Here is a 20,256-nt window from a genome sequence, read left to right on the forward strand (position 1 = left end):
ATGAAAACCCGTCTGTACTTTCTGCTGAGTGCGCTCTTGGTGACGGCGACGGGTCAAGCGCAGTCGCCGGACAAGAAAACACAACTGCTGAGTCAGTCCTTGCCAGACGTGGCACCGCTGCTAGAACCCAAACAAGAGACGGGCACACCTGAGCTACAAACGCGCTACCTCAAGCCCCTCTCGCCCGCACAAGCCAAAGAGTTGGAACAACTGCAAAGCATGGCGGCGCAAACCACGCACACCGCCGCGCATGAGGATCCAGTGGCTGCCCGTGCAGCTTGGATTTTGGGCTTGCTGTATTTGCATGGCACAGGCGTCCGCGCCGATGCAGCGCAAGCGCGGCATTGGTTTGACATCAGCTACGACAGAGGTGAACCCATGGCCAGCGCCGGTCTGGCGTGGTGTGAGCTGCAGGGTTGTGGGCATTTCCCAGATCCAAGTCAGGCGGAAAAGTGGATTCGCGTGCTGGAAAAAATTGATGCGCCACGGGCCCACTATTTGACGTGGGTTTCAAAACTACAACTCTCGCCCATCAACGGCAAAAACGGCATGTTGTCGAATCGGCATTTGCTGGTGTCGGCTGCGAATTCAGGGGATGTGCATGCGCTCATCGAATTGGGCATCGAAAGCGCCTCGCTGAACCGCACAGACAAAGCACTGGTCTACTTTGATCGTGCCGCTGTGCACTCGCAAATCGCAGCTGATAACGCCAAGCTCATCCGAGACCGGCAAACACAGCAACGCGCGGCAGAGCAAGCCAAAAAGTCCAAGCCAGCCACGCGTGCGGATGCTCAGACATTGTTCAAACAAGCACAGAAATACCATCGCGGCGAAGGCATTCCTGCCAATTACAACGAAGCTGTTCGGCTCTACAAAATGGCAGAGCGTTTGGGAAGCCTAGAGGCCAAGCGCATGTTGAATTTGATCTTTGCACGCACACAACCCGATGGGCAAATCGACATGGTTTGGATGCGGCAATTGGCCAATGCGGATGTCACAGGCAAAACACCACACTTCAACAGTCAATCGGCCGTTCAGTTGTTGCACCGCGAACCAACGCCGCTGTATGACTTGCTGCCCAAGCTCTGGAAACCCACGGCGGCCACGCCCGGATGACGCTGAATGCGCACTGCCCATGCCAACCCAAGTCCAACTCCTGACCGGTGAACCGCTGGTCAACGAACCACCAGTGCCCCAAACGCCAGAAGTTCCTCAACCATCGACATGCACCGCATGGCAGTTAGATGCCATCGACTCACACTTGGAGATCACCATGACCATGTTTAAAAAAATCTTAGTCCCGACAGACGGCAGCGACACCTCGAAAAAAGCGGTTGCGACTGCGCTTGAGTTCGCGCTCGAAAGAAAGAGCCAAGTCCGCTTGATTCACGCCGTCGATGAATTAGCCTATGTATCGGGTTATGAATATTCAGGAGAAATGGTGGATTACGCACGCCAATACGGCAGCAAAATTTTGGCTGAAGGCCTCGAGTGCATGAAGTCCATGGGCGTTGAAGGCGACACCAAGCTGATTGACTTTGCCGGTGCACGACTCGGCGATACCGTTGCAGACGAAGCCCTGTCTTGGGGTGCCGATTTGATTGTGTTGGGCACACACGGACGCCGTGGGATTGGCAGATTTTTACTAGGTAGTGGCGCCGAGCAAGTCACACGACTGGCCCCCGTTCCGGTGCTGATGATCCGTAACCCCGAGGCGACAGAAAGTTAAATCACAAGCCGATGGCTTTCTTAGCCATGCGGTAACCGGCGTGAATTAATTGCTCAACCGTTTTGAGAGAAAAGTCATAACTCTTGGCAAACGGCACGTGGCCACTGTGCTCGCGCACGATACGGGTAATCGCCATGGGGGCTTCGCCCCCCATCATCTGAATGAATCGTGGTTGATGCTGAATGCGCTTAGCCGCATCTGCTGGCAACTCGTGAACGATTTCTTCGACCAAGCGTTGGTAGTCACGCACCAAATTGCTCATCCGTAAATCTGTATGAATACGCTCGGCATACACAATTTCATCGCGTCGTCCCATCACATCCAATAAGTTTTGCGGCAACAAGCTACGTTTGCCGGGAAACAAATCGATGATGAACACGCGTTTGCCTGCAGAGCCACAGCGAGCCAACACATCTTCTAACGGGGAGTTGCTGACAATGCCAGCATCCCAATATCGTTTGCCGCCGATTGATGTCCAAGCAAACGCGGGGGGCAAGCTGCCGCTGGCCAGCACGTGCTCAGGCTTGAGGTCATCGATGTAGCTGTCAAACATCGCCAGCTCACCCGTCTGCACATCCACGGCTTGAATCAGCAAACGAATGGGACTGCGTTTGAGTTGGCTGAAATCAACGTATCGTGTGAGCAACGCTTTGGCTGGCGTCAAGTCGTAGAAACTTGGCCACCGGGCGGATGTGTTCTCAGACTTGAGCGTCGACATGAGCCAGCGTGGTTTGAAAAAATTTGGCACACCAAACCACACCGCGTGTTGAGAAGCAAAAAAACGCCGCAAATTCTCTTCTGGCACCTCAGGCAATACCAAAGCGAGGTCTCGCCAAAACGCTTTTAACGCGGAAGCAGGGTCATCTGGATTGCCAGCGATGATGGCGCCATTGAACGCACCAATAGAAATACCCGCCACGATATCGGGCCGTATGCCCGCGGCATCTAAGGCGCTGACGGCACCACACTCAAAGGCACCCAACGCACCGCCACCTTGCAAAATGAAAATGGTCTGGTTGGGAATGTGGTTCAAACGAAAGTCAGGGTTAGACAGGTCATGCTTGAGCGCATGAAGGTTGACACGGTGTTTGATCAGCGTTTCCGTCACCTTGACTTCGTCCGTCGGTCGCCCCAATGCAAAGAGACCTCGGGGAATGTCGTTTTTCAAAAAAAACGAGGCGTACGACCCTTGAGCCAATGAACCTCTCTCAATTTTTTCAGCATGTTGATTCACCACACCCAACAAGGTGAAACTCTGGTCAAACACATGGCTGTAAAAATAGCTCACCTCGGCATAGGGCAAATTCTTTCCAAGCATGTTGCGTGCCGCCACACGCCCTTGCTTGACGGCGTTGTCCCAATGCTCAACACGGTGTTGGCAATTCAACACCTCATCGTGAAAGTTAGCCACATCGCCGGCAGCAAAAATATGGGGATTGTTGGTGCAAAGAAAACGATCCACACAGATGCCGTTGTCCAACTTGAGGCCACTGGTTTTCAAGAACTGGATGTCCGGCTCTACCCCTGCGCCCACCACAACCAAGTCGCAGGCGATGGTTCGTCCTGCCGCGGTGGTCACCGACTCGACCGCGGTTCTGCCTTGAAATGACGCCGGCATATCGCCAATCAAAACTTGAACGCCTTGCGCCTCTAGTTTGTGTTGGAAATGAACTGAAATTTCGGGAGTGCTGAGTTTTTCTAAAACACTGTCGCGTTCAATCAAGGTTACCTCTAGCCCTTTTTGGCGCAGCGTGGCCGCGACCTCTAAGCCCATCAGGCTGCCGCCAATCACCACAGCGCGCCGCGCTTGTTGCATGCTGCGCCAAATGGCTTGCGCATCCAGCAAGGTGCGTAAGTGGTGCACCCCTTGCAAATACTCACCTGGAATGGCCAAGCGACTCGGCTTCACGCCTGTGGCGATGAGTAGTTTTTTGTAATGAATCACCTCATGTGTGAGCGTTCGCAACGTTTGATGCATGGGTTGCACCGACGTCACCAACGCCCCCAAACGCACGTCAATCGACAGCTCTTGGTACTTGGATGCCGACAAGATCAGACTAGGCTGAGGGGGTTCGTCGCGCAGCAGTAACTTCTTGGACAGCGGCGGTCGTTGGTACGGCAAATACGCCTCTTGCGTGAGCAAAAGAATTCGCCCTTGGGCGCCTTCATTCCTCAGCGTCTCAGCCGCCGTGACACCAGCCAAGCCACCGCCCACGATGACAAAGTCAAAGCGATTCGCCACACCCAATCGTCAGGCCTTCACGCGCCACGCAGGGCAAATAGACTCGGCCACCACTTCGGGATAGTTCCGGTATTGGATTGGCTTTCGCTCCCTCGGAGGAAGACTGAAATAAACCAGTCCGCACCGAAATCCAGTTTGTGAACTGTCAGACGCCAACAGGTTGTGACAGTTGCGACACGTCGGCAATTGTTGAATGGAGGGATCAAATGTTTTGCTCATACTGAATCACATAAAACTGATACGGATTCAATGTACGAAGGGTGCGTCAATCCCACTGTGCGCCATCACACGTAAAAGTGATAAACGTGATCGCCTGATGGGTGACGCATCGCACAGATGCGTTGGGAACTCTCTCGTTAGACTTTTCTGACTCTTTTATTCATGAAATGCACATGTGATCAACCGACCCAAAATTTGTGACTCAGCCGATCCCTCTGCATCAGATTTGGCCTTCGCACTTGACCGTCAGATTGAGGTCTCGCTGGCAGCGCTGACCGGTGGTCTCTCCCCCATTTCACTGGCACTGGCGAGCACGGATTGGGCTTACCACATGGCCACATCACCCAGCCTCTTGATGTGTCACACCTTAGACACATGGCGTCAAACCACCGAGGCCCATGCCGCTCAGAAAGACCTCACCGCCGACGACCCACGCTATGCCGATGCCAACTGGCAAACGTGGCCTTTCTCTGGCGCCAAAGACATGCACCACATGGTGGAGTCTTGGTGGAGCAAAGTGACCCAGCTGCGTGGGATGGAGCATCACCACCAAGATGTGATGCACTTTTTCATCCGGCAATGGCTCGACATGCTGTCGCCTAGCAATTCACCTGCACTCAACCCAACGATCTTAAAAACCATGTTCGACACACGCGGTGCAAGTGTGGCTCACGGCATGGCTCATGCCATGGATGACTGGCGTGACAGCCAGGGTTTGCCGCGTTTGAAAAAAGAAACGCAATTTCGCATTGGCACAGATGTGGCCTGCACACCCGGTCAAGTGATCCATCGCAACCACTTGGCTGAATTGATTCAGTACACGCCCAGCACCCAACAGGTCCAACGTGAGCCCATCTTCATCGTCCCCTCTTGGATCATGAAGTACTACATCCTTGACCTCTCGCCCATGAATTCAATGGTGCGGTATTTGGTCGATCAAGGTCACACGGTGTTCATGTTGTCTTGGCGCAATCCCGATGCCTCCGATGCGCTACTCGACATGCGGGATTACTTAGAGCTTGGCGTGTTCAACAATTTGGCGGTCGTCACCGAGCGCACCCAAGGCGCACCGATTCATACGGTGGGTTATTGTTTGGGCGGCACGTTGTTGGGGTTGGCGGTTGCCGCACTGTCAAGACCGGGTGCAATCCAAGGGGCAGAAAAGATTGCTCCTGTGGCGTCCATGACGTTGCTGGCATCACAGTTAGATTTCAGCAACCCTGGTGAGTTGGGCGTCTTCATAGACGAGCCTCAAGTTTCTTTGCTTGAAGACATCATGGCCGAGCAAGGGTTCTTAAGCGGTCGGCAAATGGCCGCGTGTTTTCAATTCTTGAAAGCACGCGATTTATTTTGGTCCGCACGTATCCGTGAATACTGGTTGGGGCAGCCCGATGTGATGAACGACTTGATGTTCTGGAATGCAGACGTCACCCGCATGCCTGCATCCATGCACAGCGAATACCTGCACAAGTTCTATCTGCACAATGCACTTGCACTGGGTCAATACGAAGTAGATGACGTGCCGGTTTCGTTGTCAGACATACGTGTGCCCGTGTTTGCCGTAGGCACTGTGAAAGACCATGTGACACCTTGGCAATCGGCTTATGAGGTGAGCCGACTTACCCAATCGGAAGTGACGTTCGTCTTGGCAAGTGGTGGGCATAACGCAGGCATTCTCTCGCCTGTAGGCGCAACGGACCGCAGCTACCAACAACACACCATGCCTTTGAATTCACGCATCGAGTCTCCACAAACTTGGCAACAAACAGCCAAGTCTGTGAACGGTTCTTGGTGGCCAGCGTGGCATGCGTGGCTTGTGACGCACAGCAGCGGGTCAATCCCTGCGCATCAGCGCGAGGCACTTGACCCCATCACACAAGCACCCGGCTCATATGTCTTCGTGCGATACGACGACTGAGCAAGCCGAGGTATGTGGCTTAGCGAACGCATTTTTTCGCGCCTAAACCAGACACTGTGAATGAGTCAACGTATGACTCATTCCATCCACACCATCGGTTTGCCGACTTCACCAACAGGGTAGCTATATGAAAGATCAATCCATGCCTCATCTCAATTTACTGACGCAATCAAGCTCGCTTTACTCAAACTCTTTGTCCAACTACATGAAGAAATTCATGGAGCTGGCGGTCAAAGAAAACACCAAAATGATGGAAAAAGCGCAAGCGCGATGTCTCGATATTTTCCAAACCAAAAACTCCACAGCGGCCATGCAAATGACCTCCGAGCACATGGCGGCCACCGCCAACGATTGGATTGAGTTTGCGTTGAAAACAAACTCAATGGGTTACCAAGAGCATCTGGCCTTCATGAATGCGCTTCAAAAACAGTTGATTGAAAGCAGCGAATCGCTGAGCTCGTCCATTGACCACCTTCCCAATGGCTCCTTGGCCAGCTCGGCTTTGATGCTGACCGCCTTCAAATCGGCTTTGGAAATGAGCAACCATGTGATTGACTCCGCACAAGCGGCGTCTAAGCGCACGGCTGAGTTGGCGAACCAGTCGTGGAGCGCCGCGTCGAACCACCACCTCATCAAAGAAGCCAAGACCCCAAAAAAGCAAGAAGCTTGATGCGGCGGGCTTGAAAAACTCGCTTGTGTCCTACAATTGAGTTTGACGGGCCTCCTCACATGGTGAAGCGGCCAACTGGGTCAGGCGGGGAACCGAGCAGCCCTAACTGTGGAGCCAGTGCTGAGGGTCGGGCCCGTCACCTATATTTTTTCTTTATCCGCTAAAGAAAAGCTCAACCCGTGCCGATACGGTGGGATGGCCGAAGAAATCACCGAAGCAACCCAAGATCCTGTACCGAGCGCACCTGAAGCGCCCGATGCCATTCAGCCTTTCATCGACAAGGCCCACGAAACCATCCAGCACGAGGTCGAAAGTGCTGAGTTGGGCAAATTTTTGCGCGCCCACATCAAGACCTTCCGCGAAGAGTGGGAAACCTGGTCAGACAGCGCCAAAGACGCCTACATCCACATGATGGTTTCTCAGTTGTTGCAACGCAAAGCCGCTGCGACACACATTGGTATGGGACATGAATTCAAGTTGCCAGACCCTTCGGCGTACACAGAACTCATGCTGTCGCTCCAACGCACGCAAGTCAAGCCGGCCAAGCGTTACCCCGCGATAGACATGCCGCCCAAACTGCGCAACGTTATTTGTTGAGTGTTTTGGCCGACAGGTAATCCGCCAAGCTGGCGTTGCTTAGACGCACGCCAGTGTCTTGGGCCACTGCACCACGAATTTGCTTGATCAGCAGCCCCTTCACATCACCTTGCATGGCTTGCGTGCGCAACTCTAAGTAGCGCACCTGTGCTTTGGTTGAGTCCATCTTCGATTCAGACATGGCTTGCAGCCACAGCCCATCGTCACGTTTGCCTGCTTCTAACTCGCGCAACACCAAGGCGCGAACCATGTTGGAAGATGACTGAGACATACATAGGCTCCGAAAAAACAAAGAGTGCATCAATTCTGCCAGTTGAAGTAGTAAATTCAGCAAATCAACACTCGCCACAACGCTTATGCCCGAACTGTTTGGCTCTGATGCCTATGCCCCCAAAGAAATCGCCGCCAAAGTAGAAACCGTGGGCGTCGCCAAAGCGCACATGGCCACCCTACCTTTGGTCATGCTGGGCTTGTTGGCGGGCGCATTTATTGGCTTGGGCGGCTTGCTTTTCATCATCGTCAAGTCCGATGCCAGCCTCAGCTTTGCAGTGAGCCAGCTGCTGGGCGGCTTTGTGTTTTGCTTAGGCTTGATCTTGGTGGTGATTGCAGGGGCTGAGCTGTTCACAGGCAACAACTTGCTGGCCATGGCGTGGGCGGATGGGCAAATCACCACGCGCGAAGTGCTGCGCAACTGGCTCTGGGTGTGCGCGGCCAACTTTGTGGGTACCACTGGCTTGGCACTGCTGGTGTACCTGAGCGGTCACACGCACATGAATGGCGGAGCCATTGGCACAACCGTTTTAAAAATTGCACTGGCCAAACAAAACTTGGTCTGGCATGAAGCGTTTTTCAGAGGCGTGCTGTGCAACGTGCTGGTGTGCATGGCCGTGTGGATGGCCATGGCAGGCCGCAGTGTGGTGGACAAGGTGATTGCCATCGTCTTTCCTATCACCGCCTTTGTGGCTGCGGGGTTTGAGCACAGCATTGCCAATATGTATGTCATGCAGCTTGCGCTCATCATTCAACACTTTGAGCCAGTCACAGCGAGTAACGCCCTTGGCGTGGCGGGCAACGCCTTGAGCGTCGCCGGCATGTTTGGCAACTTGGTGCCCGTGATTTTGGGCAACCTCGTGGGCGGCAGTGTGTTTGTGGGTTTGGTTTACCACCTCATCTACCGCGTAGCGGCAGCGGCTCAGCCCCTTCAAACCCCGTTGATCGAAAAAGATTAATCGTCTGTGGCGGTGGCGTTCATCGCTTCAACCATGCCCTGCAACAAGGTCTCGCTCTCGTGGGCACCAGACAGACCCACTTGGCGGTTGAAGATAAAAAACGGCACGCCTGTGATCCCCATCTCACGCGCAGCTTTGTCGCTGTCGATGGTTTGACTGTGCAGCGCCGAGTTTTGCAAATGCTGCTCGGCCACCGCACGGTCCATCCCCGCTGACTCGGCAATGTCTAGCAACACCGAGGCTTGGGTCAGGTCCAGGCCGTCCAGAAAATAAGCCTTGAAAAAGGCTTCCACCATCGCGTCTTGCACCATGCCGGGCTCTGACACGGCAATCAGGCTGTGCGCCACGACCGTGTTGGGCTGTCGAACAATGCGATCAAACGCAAATGGAATACCCACTTCTTTGCCCACGCCAGCCACACGTTCGTAAATGGCACTGCCTTCGTCGCCAAACTTGTTGCGCACATAGTCCACGCGGGCCATGCCTTCGGGGGCCATCTCTGGATTGAGCTGAAAGGTATGCCAGCGCACTTCGGGGTCCACATCGGGATGCTGAACCGCCAAAAGTGCCAAAGCACGTTCTAAACGTCGTTTTCCCACATAGCACCAGGGACAGACAACATCGGAGACAACATCAATGGTGAGAGTTTTCATGGGGGTACTTGGTTTCTGCCACAATGCCCCAACTGTAGCTCTATCGCCAATTGAAAGAGGAAATAAACCATGGCCAGCGATTTGATCAAACACATCACCGACAGCAGCTTTGAAGCAGACGTTCTGCAAGCTGACAAACCCGTGTTGGTGGACTATTGGGCCGAATGGTGCGGTCCTTGCAAAATGATTGCCCCCATCTTGGATGAAGTAGCGACCGCCTACGAAGGCAAGCTGCAAATCGCCAAGATGAATGTGGACGAAAACCGCGATATCCCAGGTAAGCTGGGCATCCGTGGCATCCCCACCTTGATGGTGTTCAAAGGTGGCCAACTGGCTGCCACCAAAGTGGGCGCCATGAGCAAAGCCCAGTTGACCGCCTTCATTGACCAACAATTGGCTTAAAAACTGCCAAAAACGTCAATCCAGAAAGCCCGCAGATTATTTGGTCTGCGGGCTTTTTTCCTGTCATAATTAAATCCGAATTCACCTTGCGGCCCATGAGGCTACTCGGCTCCCAATCAGGGCTTGAATTCCGGTCCAGAGGTATGTCTCACCTCGCTCCGACCTCCCCCCCTATTTTTTTAACGAACTCCCTTACTGGAGTCCCAAGATGCATCTGAACGAACTCAAGGCACTGCATGTGTCTGAAGTGCTGAAACAAGCCGAAGAACTCGAAATCGAAAACACAGGCCGCATGCGCAAGCAAGAGCTGATGTTTGCCATCATCAAAAAACGCGCTCGCGCTGGCGAACAGGTGTTTGCAGATGGTGTGCTCGAAATCTTGCCCGACGGCTTTGGCTTCTTGCGCAGCCCAGACACCAGCTACACCGCTTCGACTGACGACATCTACATCAGCCCCAGCCAAGTGCGTCGTTTCAACCTGCACACCGGCGACATGATTGAAGGCGAAGTGCGCATCCCCAAAGACGGCGAGCGTTACTTTGCTCTGACCAAACTCGACAAGGTCAACGACGACCTGCCTGAGAACAACAAGCACAAGGTCATGTTCGAGAACTTGACCCCGCTGTTCCCCCGCGAACAGATGAAGCTGGAACGCGAAATCAAAGGTGAAGAAAACATCACCGGCCGCATCATCGACATCATTGCACCCATCGGCAAAGGCCAGCGCGCCTTGGTCGTGGCCCCGCCCAAGAGCGGTAAGACCGTGATGATGCAGCACATTGCCCACGCCATCGCGGCCAACTACCCCGACGCCCACATGATGGTGTTGTTGGTGGACGAGCGCCCAGAAGAAGTGACAGAAATGCAGCGCTCGGTCAAAGCCGAAGTGATTGCCTCCACCTTCGACGAACCCGCGGCACGTCACGTGCACGTGGCCGAAATGGTGATCGAACGCGCCAAACGTTTGGTGGAATTGAAAAAAGATGTGGTCATCTTGCTCGACTCCATCACCCGCCTCGCTCGCGCTTACAACAACGTGGTTCCTTCATCCGGCAAAGTGCTGTCTGGCGGTGTGGACTCCAACGCCTTGCAACGCCCCAAGCGCTTCTTTGGTGCGGCCCGCAAAGTGGAAGAAGGTGGCTCACTCACCATCATCGCCACCGCCTTGGTCGACACCGGCAGCCGCATGGACGAAGTGATCTTTGAAGAATTCAAAGGCACGGGTAACTGCGAAATTCACCTCGACCGCCGCTTGTACGAAAAGCGTGTGTTCCCCGCCATTCAACTCAACCGCAGCGGCACACGCCGTGAAGAGCTGTTGTTGCCACCCGAAATCTTGTCAAAGACCCGCATCCTGCGTCAGTTCATGTACAACATGGACGAAATCGAATCCATGGAAATGGTTTTGAAGAGCATGAAGGCGACCAAGTCCAACGTCGAGTTCTTCGACATGATGCGTCGCGGCGGTTAATTCCCAAATCAATTCGGGACCAAAAACTCCCGACTGATGCTCGCGCCAATCTCGTTCACACGATCCAAGAACTGTGTGAGGTAGGCGTGCAGCCCATTGGCCAAGATTTCTTCAATGCGGCTGAACTCCATCTCGGCGCACAACTTGCCCGCACGGCGATAGCTTTCTAACGAACGGTCGTCCGACACCATCGAGATGTTGTTGACCACTTCGTTCAAGCACGCATGCAGCGAGCGCGGCATGTCGGCACGCAGAATTAAAAGCTCTGCCACGCGCTCGGGGTGAATCACATCGCGGTAGACCTTGCGGTAAATCTCAAAACCCGACACGCTACGCAAAATCGCGCTCCAGTGGTAGAAGTCGTGCTGCTCGGTTTTCTCTGTGCCATCGGCAAACAAGTCGCCATGCACGGCGTGGAACTTCACATCCACCAAACGGGCGGTGTTGTCAGCGCGCTCTAGGAATGTGCCCAAGCGCATAAAGTGCAAAGCCTCATCCATCAGCATGGTGCCCACGGTCACACCGCGTGAGAGGTGCGAGCGGAACTTGACCCATTCAAAAAATTCACCAGGGTCGCTCTCGAGCAAACCGCTCTTCAAGATGCGGTTGAGTTCCAACCACGTTTGGTTTTGTGTTTCCCACACTTCGGTGGTAAGGCTCCCACGCACAGCACGCGCGTTTTCACGCGCAGCGCGCAAGCACGAGATGATGGATGACGGGTTGTTCTCATCCTTCACCATGAATTCCATCACACGTTGTGGCGTGATGTCGCCATGACGGGCTTGGTAGGCTGGCAACAACTCGCTGATAGACAGCAAGCCTTCCCAACCCAGCAGCGCCACTTCGGCAGACTGAGGCAGCAAAGAGGTTTGGTAGTTCACGTCCAGCAGGCGTGCGGTGTTTTCGGCCCGCTCGGTATAGCGGGACATCCAAAACAGGTGGTCAGCGGTACGGCTCAGCATTGTTAAACCTCAAGAATCCATGTGTCTTTGGTGCCGCCGCCTTGGGACGAGTTCACCACCAGTGAGCCTTCTTTCAGCGCCACGCGGGTCAAACCGCCGGGCACCATTTGCACGGTCTTGCCGCTCAACACGAAGGGGCGCAAATCAATGTGGCGCGGGGCTATGCCGCTCTCCACATACGTGGGGCAGCTCGACAAGCTCAGCGTCGGTTGCGAGATATAGCCATCAGGCTTGGCCAGCAACACTTGGCGGAACTCTTCAATCTCGGCCTTGGTCGCGGCAGGCCCAACCAACATGCCGTAGCCACCTGCGCCGTGCACTTCTTTCACCACCAGCTTGTCGAGGTTGGCCAGCGTGTACGCCAAGTCGTCTTTCTTGCGGCATTGGAAGGTCGGCACGTTGTTGAGGATGGGCTTCTCACCCAAATAGAACTCAATCATTTGCGGCACATAGGGGTAGATGGACTTGTCATCGGCAATGCCGGTGCCCACCGCGTTGCAAATGTTCACATGGCCTGCTTTGTAAACCTCCATCAAACCGGCGCAACCCAACGTCGATGTTGAGCGGAACACGTTGGGGTCCAAGAAGTCATCGTCCACACGGCGGTAAATCACGTCCACGCGCTTGGGGCCGCGTGTGGTGCGCATGTAGACGAAGTTGTCTTTCACAAACAGGTCTTGGCCTTCGACCAACTCCACACCCATTTGTTGCGCCAAGAAGGCGTGCTCAAAGTAGGCGCTGTTGTACATGCCGGGGGTGAGCACCACCACAGTGGGGTTATCGGTGGTGGACGGGCTGCTGGCCCGCAAAGTTTCTAACAGCAAGTCTGGGTAATGCGCCACCGGGGCCACGCGGTGTTGGCTGAACAACTCGGGGAAGAGGCGCATCATCATCTTGCGGTCTTCCAGCATGTAGCTCACGCCGCTGGGCACACGCAAGTTGTCTTCGAGCACGTAGTACTCACCTTTGCCTTGGGCATCAGGCGCACGCACGATGTCGATGCCGCTGATTTGCGAATACACCTGGTTGGGCACATCCACACCATGCATCTCGGGGCGGTACTGCGCGTTGTTCAAAATCTGCTCACTCGGAATGAGGCCCGCTTTAAGAATGTTCTGCTCGTGGTACACGTCGTGGATGAACATGTTCAACGCATTCACGCGCTGCACCAAGCCTTGCTGCATGCTCGTCCACTCGTGGGCGGGAATGATGCGGGGAATCAAATCAAACGGAATCAAGCGCTCGGTGCCTGCCCCGTCTTCATCCTTGTCGCCGTACACCGCGAAGGTGATGCCGACGCGACGAAAAATCATCTCGGCCTCTTCGCGCCTGTCGCGCATGGTCTGTGGGTCTTGGCGCTTGAGCCAGTCCAAGTAGTTCCGGTAGTGGGGGCGCACCGCGCTGTCGATAAACGGCAGCTGGGCGTACATTTCATCAAACTTGTGCATCTTAGGAACTCCTAGCACCTCTTACGCAAGTTGGATGCCAGCTCTCAGAATACGTGTTGCCAATAGCGTTGTCTTTGATTTCGCTCACATTGCACCAACTTGGGCTGCTCACTGTGCCATGTCGACGCACCACAACGGGGTGTCTGCACCACAAGCACCCCTAAATCGCTGTAACGCCGCAACACATCAGGCCTGGGATGACCAAAGCGATTGCGGTAGCCCGCTTGCACGATGGCGACGCTAGGCTGTACAGCCTCCAGAAAGGCTGGCGTGGACGATGTGGCGCTGCCGTGATGCGGCACCAGCAGCCAATCGGCTTGCAGGGCTTGGTCGCTTTGCAGCAGGTCTTGCTCTTGCGCAGCTTCGATGTCGCCCGCGAGCAAGGCGGATGTGTTGTGCGCACTCACGCGCAGCACACAACTCAGTGCATTGGGTTTGAGCTTGCGCTCATAGTCACTTGCACTCGGGTGCAACACCTCAAACTGCACACCATCCCACGTCCACAATTGCCCGCGTTCGCAGCGCTGCATCGCGCCCAACTGTTGCAGCGGATGCTCTGTCGCAATCGACGTCAACACACCCGCCTGCGGCTGCATGGCCATCACCGCAGGTGCGCCGCCGCTGTGGTCGCTGTCTTGGTGGCTGATGACGATGCGGTCTAGCCGCTCACCCCACGCACGCAGCAAGGGCACCAACACGCGCTGGCCCGCATCGGTCTCAGCCGAATAGCGTGGCCCTGTGTCGTACAGCAAGCTGTGCGTGGCCGTGCGCACCAACACCGCATGGCCCTGCCCCATGTCGGCAGCCACCAGCTCAAACGTGCCGTGTGCAGGGCGTGGTGTTTGCCAACTGAGCACCGGCAGCACCAAGGCCACGCCAAACCAACGCAGCCACATGGGCACGCGCAGGGCCCACACCCCCATGCCCACCAACGCTGCAGCTCCCACCCACAAAGGCGCAGCAGGTGCAGACCATTGTGCCCAAGACACACCCGCACATGCCTTGAGCAGCCACACCAACCACTGCAAAGCCTCAGCCGCCATGCTCCATGCGAATGGCAACACCAACCCCAACAAACAGAGGGGCGTGACCACTAAAGTCACCCACGGCACCGCCAGCAAGTTGGCAAACAAACCCACGACAGAGACTTGGTGAAACAGCAGCAAAGTCAGCGGGGCCAAGCACACACTCATCAACCACTGTTCGCGCCACATGCGCTGGGCGGAAGCCCACACTGTGTTGGCAGGCGCATGCGAGCCCGATGTAAACAACACACCCACCGCCACAAAGCTGAGCCAAAACCCCGCTTGCATCAGCGCCCACGGGTCTAACGCCAGCACCACCGCGCACACGGTCAGCCACACCTGCATCAAAGGCCAACGCAAACCATACACACGCAGCAGCGTGACCATGCCCAACATCCACACGGTGCGCTGCGCAGGCACACCCCAGCCGGTGAACACCGCATACGCCAGCGCCACACCTGCAGCACACGCGCTCGCGGCAATGGGCGCGGGCAACCACAAGCTCCAAGGTTGGCGAGGCGACCACACATCACTGCGCCGCCACAACCAGCCCACACATAAGGCCGCTAGCCATGCCAAGCCCGTGATGTGCAAACCTGAAATGGCCATGAGGTGTGCCACGCCGGTCGCACGAAACACATCCCAGTCCGCACGCTCAATCGCCGCTTGGTCGCCCACCAACAAGGCCGCCACAATGCCCGCCACGGCACGGTCGGCTACGTGTGCATCAATGGCGCTGCGCACGCGCTGACGCAGCCGCTCCACGGGGTGTGTCCATGTGCTGCCTAGCCATTGCGGCGGCGTGTCTTTGGCGCCGTTGCGCACATAGCCTGTGGCTTGCAAGCCCTGCTCCCACAGCCACAGCTCGTAATCAAACCCGTGTGGGTTGATGTGGCCATGCGGCGCTTTGAGGCGCACGGCTAGTTGCCAGCGGTCGCCGGGGCGCAAATCAACGGGCGGCGGTTGTAGTTTGTCGTCGCTGCCATTCAAACGGTTGCCGTACCAACCGATCAGCAACTGCGGCGGCAGCTGCACCAGTGCGCCGTCACTCTCACGCGCAGACGCCACCTCGAAGCGAAACCGCGCACTGTCTTCCACGCGCTGCGGCAAGTTGGCCACGATGCCCACCACTTGCAAGGTGCGGCCTTCGAGCGCTGGGTTCAAAGCGCTTTGCGCATAGTGGCTGGCCCGCACGCCTGCTTGGGCAAAAGCCAATACAGCCGCCAGCGCAAACCAAGCTGCGGCCTGCAACCAAACGCCAGCCAACCCACGCGTGAAACGCACGACGGCAAAAGCCATCGCTAAAGCTGCTGCACTCAAACCCCAATACACCTCACCCGCCCACAACGGCGCCTGCTGCAACTGCAAAGCCGTGCCCGCTATCCAGCCCAAAGCCAAAGGTGTGATGACAGAAAACATGGCCACATATTCAGCGCAACATGGCGGCACGTGGGCGATGCCCACTCACAAGTTAAAAAGCCCCGACCATTCGGCAGGGGCTTCTTCTATCCAAGGGACAGGTTGGGTTCAGCCAGCAGCGGCCTTAGACCCGCACACTTCTTTCTTCAAAGCTGCCAAGTAAGTATTGGGACGAATGGCAGATTCGCGTGGACGCCACTCGTGCACATCGTCCGAGGCCACTTCTTTGCCCTTGCCCATTTGCTTGTCAAAGTAGCTCACTGACAGGCGTACCACCGTGTCGTTTTTGCAGTACATGCGCACGCGCAGCATCATCGACTTGTAGTTTTCACCAGTTGGCGTTTTTTCGCCTTTGGGCAAATCGGTCAACACCCATGCGTAGCGCGACACGTGGACGGGCATGACCGCTTCTTTGTCGAAGTAATACGTGGCTTCATCTTCCTTCACCAGCTCGCTCCACTCAGCCGAAGCAGGCGCAGCCCAGGCCAGTAGGCTGGTCAACACAAAAGCAACAACAGAGAAGTGGCGTGAACGCATGGTGGGTCTCAAAGATAAAACTGACTTGCCTAGGGTATCGGCGGGGCTGCAAAAAACTTGAGCAAAAAAGCGCACTTCTTTGGCGCATAAGGCTTGGCGCGTGTCTTGCTAGAGAAAAGACATGTCTATCCATGCTGCACTCCACCACGTCACCCACTACAGCTACGACCGCTTGGTTGAGTTAGGCCCGCAGGTCATCCGCCTTCGCCCTGCTCCCCACTGCCGCAGCAACGTGATTTCGTACTCACTCAAGGTCGAGCCCGAGCACTTCATCAACTGGCAGCAAGACCCGTTTGCGAACTACCAAGCGCGTTTGGTGTTTCACGAGAAGACCACCGAGTTCAAAGTCACGGTGGACTTGGTGGTGGAGATGGCGGTGTACAACCCGTTCGACTTTTTCCTCGAGCCCCACGCCGAAAAGTTCCCCTTCGCCTATGGCGTCACCTCGGCCCAAGAGCTGGCTCCCTACTTGGTGACCAACCGCTTCACGCCCAATTTCAAGCACTACTTCAAGAGCATCGACTTCAAGGCGCTCAAGCGTGAACCCATTCGCACCATCGACTTTTTGGTGGAAATCAACCGCAAGCTGCACGAAGACATCGCGTACACCATCCGCATGGAGCCCGGCGTGCAAACGCCCGAAGAAACGCTCACCCTGCGCAGTGGTTCGTGCCGCGACACCGCATGGTTGCTGGTGAATTTGCTGCGCCACTGCGGCTTGGCCGCCCGCTTTGCGTCTGGTTATTTGATTCAACTCGCCCCCGATGTGAAGTCACTCGACGGCCCCAGCGGCACGGAGGTGGACTTCACCGACTTGCACGCTTGGTGCGAGGTGTACCTGCCCGGCGCAGGCTGGATTGGTCTTGACCCCACGTCGGGCCTGTTGGCTGGCGAAGGCCACATTCCGCTGGCGTGCACACCGCAGCCATCGAGCGCCGCACCGATTGAAGGCTTGGTGGACGAAGCCGAGGTGGAATTTGGCCACGAGATGAAAGTCACCCGCGTGCTTGAATCACCACGCGTGACCAAGCCCTACACCGAAGGCGAATGGATGGAGGTGCTGGCCTTGGGCGACGAGGTGGACCGCCGACTGACAGAAGGCGATGTGCGACTGACCATGGGCGGTGAACCCACCTTCGTCACCGTACACGACCGCGACGCACCAGAATGGAACACCGATGCACTGGGCCCGACCAAACGCGGCTTTGCCACCGAATTGGTGCACAAGCTGCGTGCCGAATATGGCGATGGCGGCTTCTTGCATTTCGGCCAAGGCAAGTGGTACCCGGGCGAGCAGCTGCCGCGCTGGGCGCTTGGCATTTACTGGCGCACCGACGGCCACCCTTGCTGGCACAACCCCGATTTGTTTGCCGACGAACGCGTGCCCAGCAGCTACACCACCGAAGACGCACAACGCTTCACCCAAACCCTCGCACACAAACTGGGGCTGGACGACCAATACATCACCCCCGGTTATGAAGACACGTGGTACTACCTGTGGCGCGAGCGACGCTTGCCTGTCAACGTCGACCCATTTGATGCCAAGCTCGACGACGAGATGGAACGCGTGCGCCTGCGCCGCGTGTTTGACCAAGGCTTAGACAAAACCGTGGGCTATGTGTTGCCTCTCAAAGCTGGCGAAGTGGCAGGCGGCCCGCGTTGGAGCACCGGCCCTTGGTTCTTGCGCGACGAGCGCATGTACCTCGTCCCCGGCGACTCGCCCATGGGCCTGCGCTTGCCACTCGACTCACTACCGTGGGTCAGCCAAGCCGACTACCCCTACGCGATTGAGCAAGACCACTTTGCTGAGCGCAAGCCCCTGCCCCACGCGGCGGCCTTGCGTGCGCAGTACTCGCACCACGCACGCCACACACATTACGACCACCACATCAACACGCATGTGGCGGGCGGCGGCATAGCCCAAGGCGGCACGGTGGGCCTGCAAACGGGCATGGGGCAAGACGGCTTTGTGCCCAGCACCGCGCACCCTGTGCCGGCCAAAGACCAATCGGCACATTGGATCACCCGCACCGCGATTTGCGTGGAAGTGCGCGACCCATCGCGTGCCAACGGCCCCGCCGTTGAGTTGAAGGCGATGGAAAACCCACAAGGTTTGATCTACGTTTTCATGCCGCCACTGGGCGACTTGGAAGACTACCTAGAACTCCTCAGCGCGATTGAAGCCACGGCAGAAGAGTTGGGCGTGCGCCTTGTGTTGGAAGGCTATCCGCCCCCACGCGATGTGCGCCTCAAAGTGCTGCAAGTCACGCCTGACCCCGGCGTGATTGAGGTCAACATCCACCCCGCCCACAACTGGCTGGAAATCGTGGACCACACCGAGTTCTTGTACAAGGCCGCGTTTGAATCGCGCCTGTCTGCCGAAAAGTTCATGACCGACGGACGCCACACCGGCACGGGCGGCGGCAACCACATCGTCATGGGCGGTGCCACGCCTGCGGACAGTCCGTTTTTGCGCAAGCCCGAGCTGTTGGCTTCACTCATCTTGTATTGGCACAACCATCCGTCGCTCAGCTATTTGTTCAGCGGGATGTTCATTGGCCCAACCAGCCAAGCACCGCGCGTGGACGAAGCGCGCAATGACCAAATTTATGAGCTGGAAATTGCGCTGGCAGAGATCCGTCGACACAGCGAGAAATTTGGTCTGAGCAGCTCCGGGCCGTGCCAAGCTGCGAAAGCCCCCTCGGGGGGCAGTGACCCACACGCAGTGGGGGAACGTGGGGGCGACACATTCATGCCGCCATGGATCGTGGACCGCACGCTGCGCAACTTGCTGATTGACGTCACAGGCAACACGCACCGCAGCGAGTTTTGTATCGACAAGCTCTACTCGCCTGATTCATCCACCGGACGTTTGGGCTTGCTCGAATTGCGCGCCTTTGAGATGCCGCCGCATGAACGCATGAGCATCGTGCAGCAGCTCTTGCTGCGTGCCTTGGTCGCACGTTTCTGGGAAACACCTTACCAAGCGCCTGCGACACGCTGGGGCACCGAGCTACACGACCGCTTCTTGTTGCCGCATTTCGTCAAAGCAGACTTTGACGATGTGCTGACTGAGTTGGGCGACTGCGGCTTTCAGTTCGACCCCGCATGGTTTGCCCCACACTTTGAATTCCGCTTCCCACGCGTGGGCGATTTGCAAACACTGGGCATCAACCTCACGCTGCGCAACGCCTTGGAGCCTTGGCACGTCATGGGCGAAGAAGGGTCGAGTGGCGGCACGGTGCGCTATGTGGATTCGTCGCTGGAACGCATCGAGGTGCATGTGGCTGGCCTCAACCCCAGCCGCCACACCATCACGGTCAATGGCACGCCGCTGCCGTTGCAACCGACAGGCACGGTGGGCGAATACGTGGCCGGTGTGCGTTACCGCGCATGGGCGCCGTCATCGGCTTTGCACCCCACCATTGGCGTGCATGTGCCGCTGACCTTTGACATTGTGGACACGTGGATGAAGCGCTCTGTGGGGGGCTGCCAGTACCACGTGGCGCACCCCGGTGGGCGCAACTACGACAGCTTTCCCGTCAACGCGTACGAGGCTGAAAGCCGACGCTTGTCACGCTTCTTCCCGCTCGGCCACACACCGGGAAAACTGGATGTACCGCAAGCCACCGTGGGGGTGCCTGCCAGCAAAGAGTTCCCCTTCACGTTGGATTTGCGACGCGTCTAAACACCCCATTCAACCGATGGCCAACCCCGAAGGCGGTGAGACAATGC

Annotated in this window: 16 protein-coding genes and 1 other RNA gene; 10 read left to right on the forward strand and 7 right to left on the reverse strand. The window is 56.6% G+C overall.

Going from position 1 to position 20,256, the window contains the following annotated elements; all coding sequences use genetic code 11:
* Entirely contained in the window at positions 1-1,116 is a 1,116-nt protein-coding gene (locus tag B9Z44_RS00600; RefSeq protein ID WP_108401404.1) for a tetratricopeptide repeat protein, read from the forward strand.
* A 19-nt stretch (positions 1,117-1,135) separates the two neighbouring features.
* Positions 1,136-1,729 (forward strand): universal stress protein, encoded by a 594-nt coding sequence (locus tag B9Z44_RS00605; RefSeq protein ID WP_245912732.1) that lies wholly within the window; start codon positions 1,136-1,138, stop codon positions 1,727-1,729.
* A 1-nt stretch (position 1,730) separates the two neighbouring features.
* Here B9Z44_RS00605 and B9Z44_RS00610 read toward each other — a convergent pair whose 3' ends face one another.
* A complete protein-coding gene (locus B9Z44_RS00610; RefSeq protein WP_170108448.1) occupies positions 1,731-3,971 on the reverse strand; it encodes an FAD-dependent oxidoreductase in 2,241 nt (746 codons plus the stop codon).
* Positions 3,972-4,365: 394 nt separating this feature from the next.
* On the opposite strand from B9Z44_RS00610, the gene B9Z44_RS00615 reads away from it, so the two are divergent.
* The 4 genes from B9Z44_RS00615 to B9Z44_RS00630 all read left to right on the forward strand — a co-directional run bounded on the left by B9Z44_RS00615 (position 4,366) and on the right by B9Z44_RS00630 (position 7,375).
* Positions 4,366-6,108, forward strand: coding sequence for a PHA/PHB synthase family protein (locus tag B9Z44_RS00615; protein ID WP_108358763.1), 1,743 nt, complete (start codon positions 4,366-4,368; stop codon positions 6,106-6,108).
* Between the two features lie 205 nt (positions 6,109-6,313).
* Complete coding sequence (locus B9Z44_RS00620) at positions 6,314-6,778, forward strand: hypothetical protein (RefSeq protein WP_108358764.1); 465 nt, start codon at positions 6,314-6,316, stop codon at positions 6,776-6,778.
* A gap of 44 nt (positions 6,779-6,822) precedes the next feature.
* An RNA gene (gene ffs / locus B9Z44_RS00625) (signal recognition particle sRNA small type) lies at positions 6,823-6,919 on the forward strand.
* Between the two features lie 54 nt (positions 6,920-6,973).
* Positions 6,974-7,375: a hypothetical protein gene (locus B9Z44_RS00630; RefSeq protein ID WP_108358765.1), complete on the forward strand. Its 402-nt coding sequence runs from the start codon at positions 6,974-6,976 to the stop codon at positions 7,373-7,375.
* Here B9Z44_RS00630 and B9Z44_RS00635 read toward each other — a convergent pair.
* Positions 7,365-7,646 (reverse strand): hypothetical protein, encoded by a 282-nt coding sequence (locus B9Z44_RS00635; RefSeq protein ID WP_146179022.1) that lies wholly within the window; start codon positions 7,644-7,646, stop codon positions 7,365-7,367. The genes B9Z44_RS00630 and B9Z44_RS00635 overlap by 11 nt on opposite strands.
* A gap of 85 nt (positions 7,647-7,731) precedes the next feature.
* On the opposite strand from B9Z44_RS00635, the gene B9Z44_RS00640 reads away from it, so the two are divergent.
* Positions 7,732-8,604, forward strand: a complete 873-nt coding sequence (locus B9Z44_RS00640) for a formate/nitrite transporter family protein (protein WP_108401407.1) — start codon at positions 7,732-7,734, stop codon at positions 8,602-8,604.
* Here B9Z44_RS00640 and B9Z44_RS00645 read toward each other — a convergent pair.
* Positions 8,601-9,257 carry a DsbA family oxidoreductase gene (locus B9Z44_RS00645; protein WP_108401408.1) on the reverse strand — a complete coding sequence of 219 codons (657 nt, stop codon included), beginning with the start codon at positions 9,255-9,257 and terminating at the stop codon, positions 8,601-8,603. The genes B9Z44_RS00640 and B9Z44_RS00645 overlap by 4 nt on opposite strands.
* Positions 9,258-9,326: 69 nt before the next feature.
* Between B9Z44_RS00645 and trxA the strand changes: the two genes are divergently transcribed.
* Both trxA and rho read left to right on the forward strand, forming a co-directional pair.
* Complete coding sequence (gene trxA, locus B9Z44_RS00650; protein ID WP_108358769.1) at positions 9,327-9,659, forward strand: thioredoxin TrxA; 333 nt, start codon at positions 9,327-9,329, stop codon at positions 9,657-9,659.
* Positions 9,660-9,867: 208 nt separating this feature from the next.
* Entirely contained in the window at positions 9,868-11,130 is a 1,263-nt protein-coding gene (rho, locus tag B9Z44_RS00655; RefSeq protein ID WP_108358770.1) for a transcription termination factor Rho, read from the forward strand.
* A gap of 8 nt (positions 11,131-11,138) precedes the next feature.
* On the opposite strand, the gene B9Z44_RS00660 is transcribed toward rho, so the two are convergent.
* From B9Z44_RS00660 to B9Z44_RS00675, 4 genes are all read right to left on the reverse strand, one after another.
* The gene (locus B9Z44_RS00660; RefSeq protein WP_108401409.1) at positions 11,139-12,092 is read right to left on the reverse strand and encodes an alpha-E domain-containing protein; all 954 of its coding nucleotides are present in this window, start codon (positions 12,090-12,092) and stop codon (positions 11,139-11,141) included.
* A gap of 2 nt (positions 12,093-12,094) precedes the next feature.
* Positions 12,095-13,540, reverse strand: coding sequence for a circularly permuted type 2 ATP-grasp protein (locus tag B9Z44_RS00665; RefSeq protein ID WP_108401410.1), 1,446 nt, complete (start codon positions 13,538-13,540; stop codon positions 12,095-12,097).
* Between the two features lie 44 nt (positions 13,541-13,584).
* On the reverse strand, positions 13,585-15,984 hold the full coding sequence (locus B9Z44_RS00670; RefSeq protein ID WP_108402748.1) for a DNA internalization-related competence protein ComEC/Rec2: 2,400 nt from the start codon (positions 15,982-15,984) through the stop codon (positions 13,585-13,587).
* 108 nt (positions 15,985-16,092) lie between these two features.
* The gene (locus B9Z44_RS00675; protein WP_108358773.1) at positions 16,093-16,521 is read right to left on the reverse strand and encodes a surface-adhesin E family protein; all 429 of its coding nucleotides are present in this window, start codon (positions 16,519-16,521) and stop codon (positions 16,093-16,095) included.
* Positions 16,522-16,642: 121 nt separating this feature from the next.
* Here B9Z44_RS00675 and B9Z44_RS00680 point away from each other — a divergent pair, with 121 nt between their 5' ends.
* Positions 16,643-20,209, forward strand: coding sequence for a transglutaminase family protein (locus B9Z44_RS00680; RefSeq protein ID WP_108401411.1), 3,567 nt, complete (start codon positions 16,643-16,645; stop codon positions 20,207-20,209).
* Positions 20,210-20,256: the final 47 nt, after the last annotated feature.

The sequence above is a fragment of the Limnohabitans curvus genome, from assembly GCF_003063475.1.
Taxonomy (GTDB): domain Bacteria; phylum Pseudomonadota; class Gammaproteobacteria; order Burkholderiales; family Burkholderiaceae_C; genus Limnohabitans; species Limnohabitans curvus.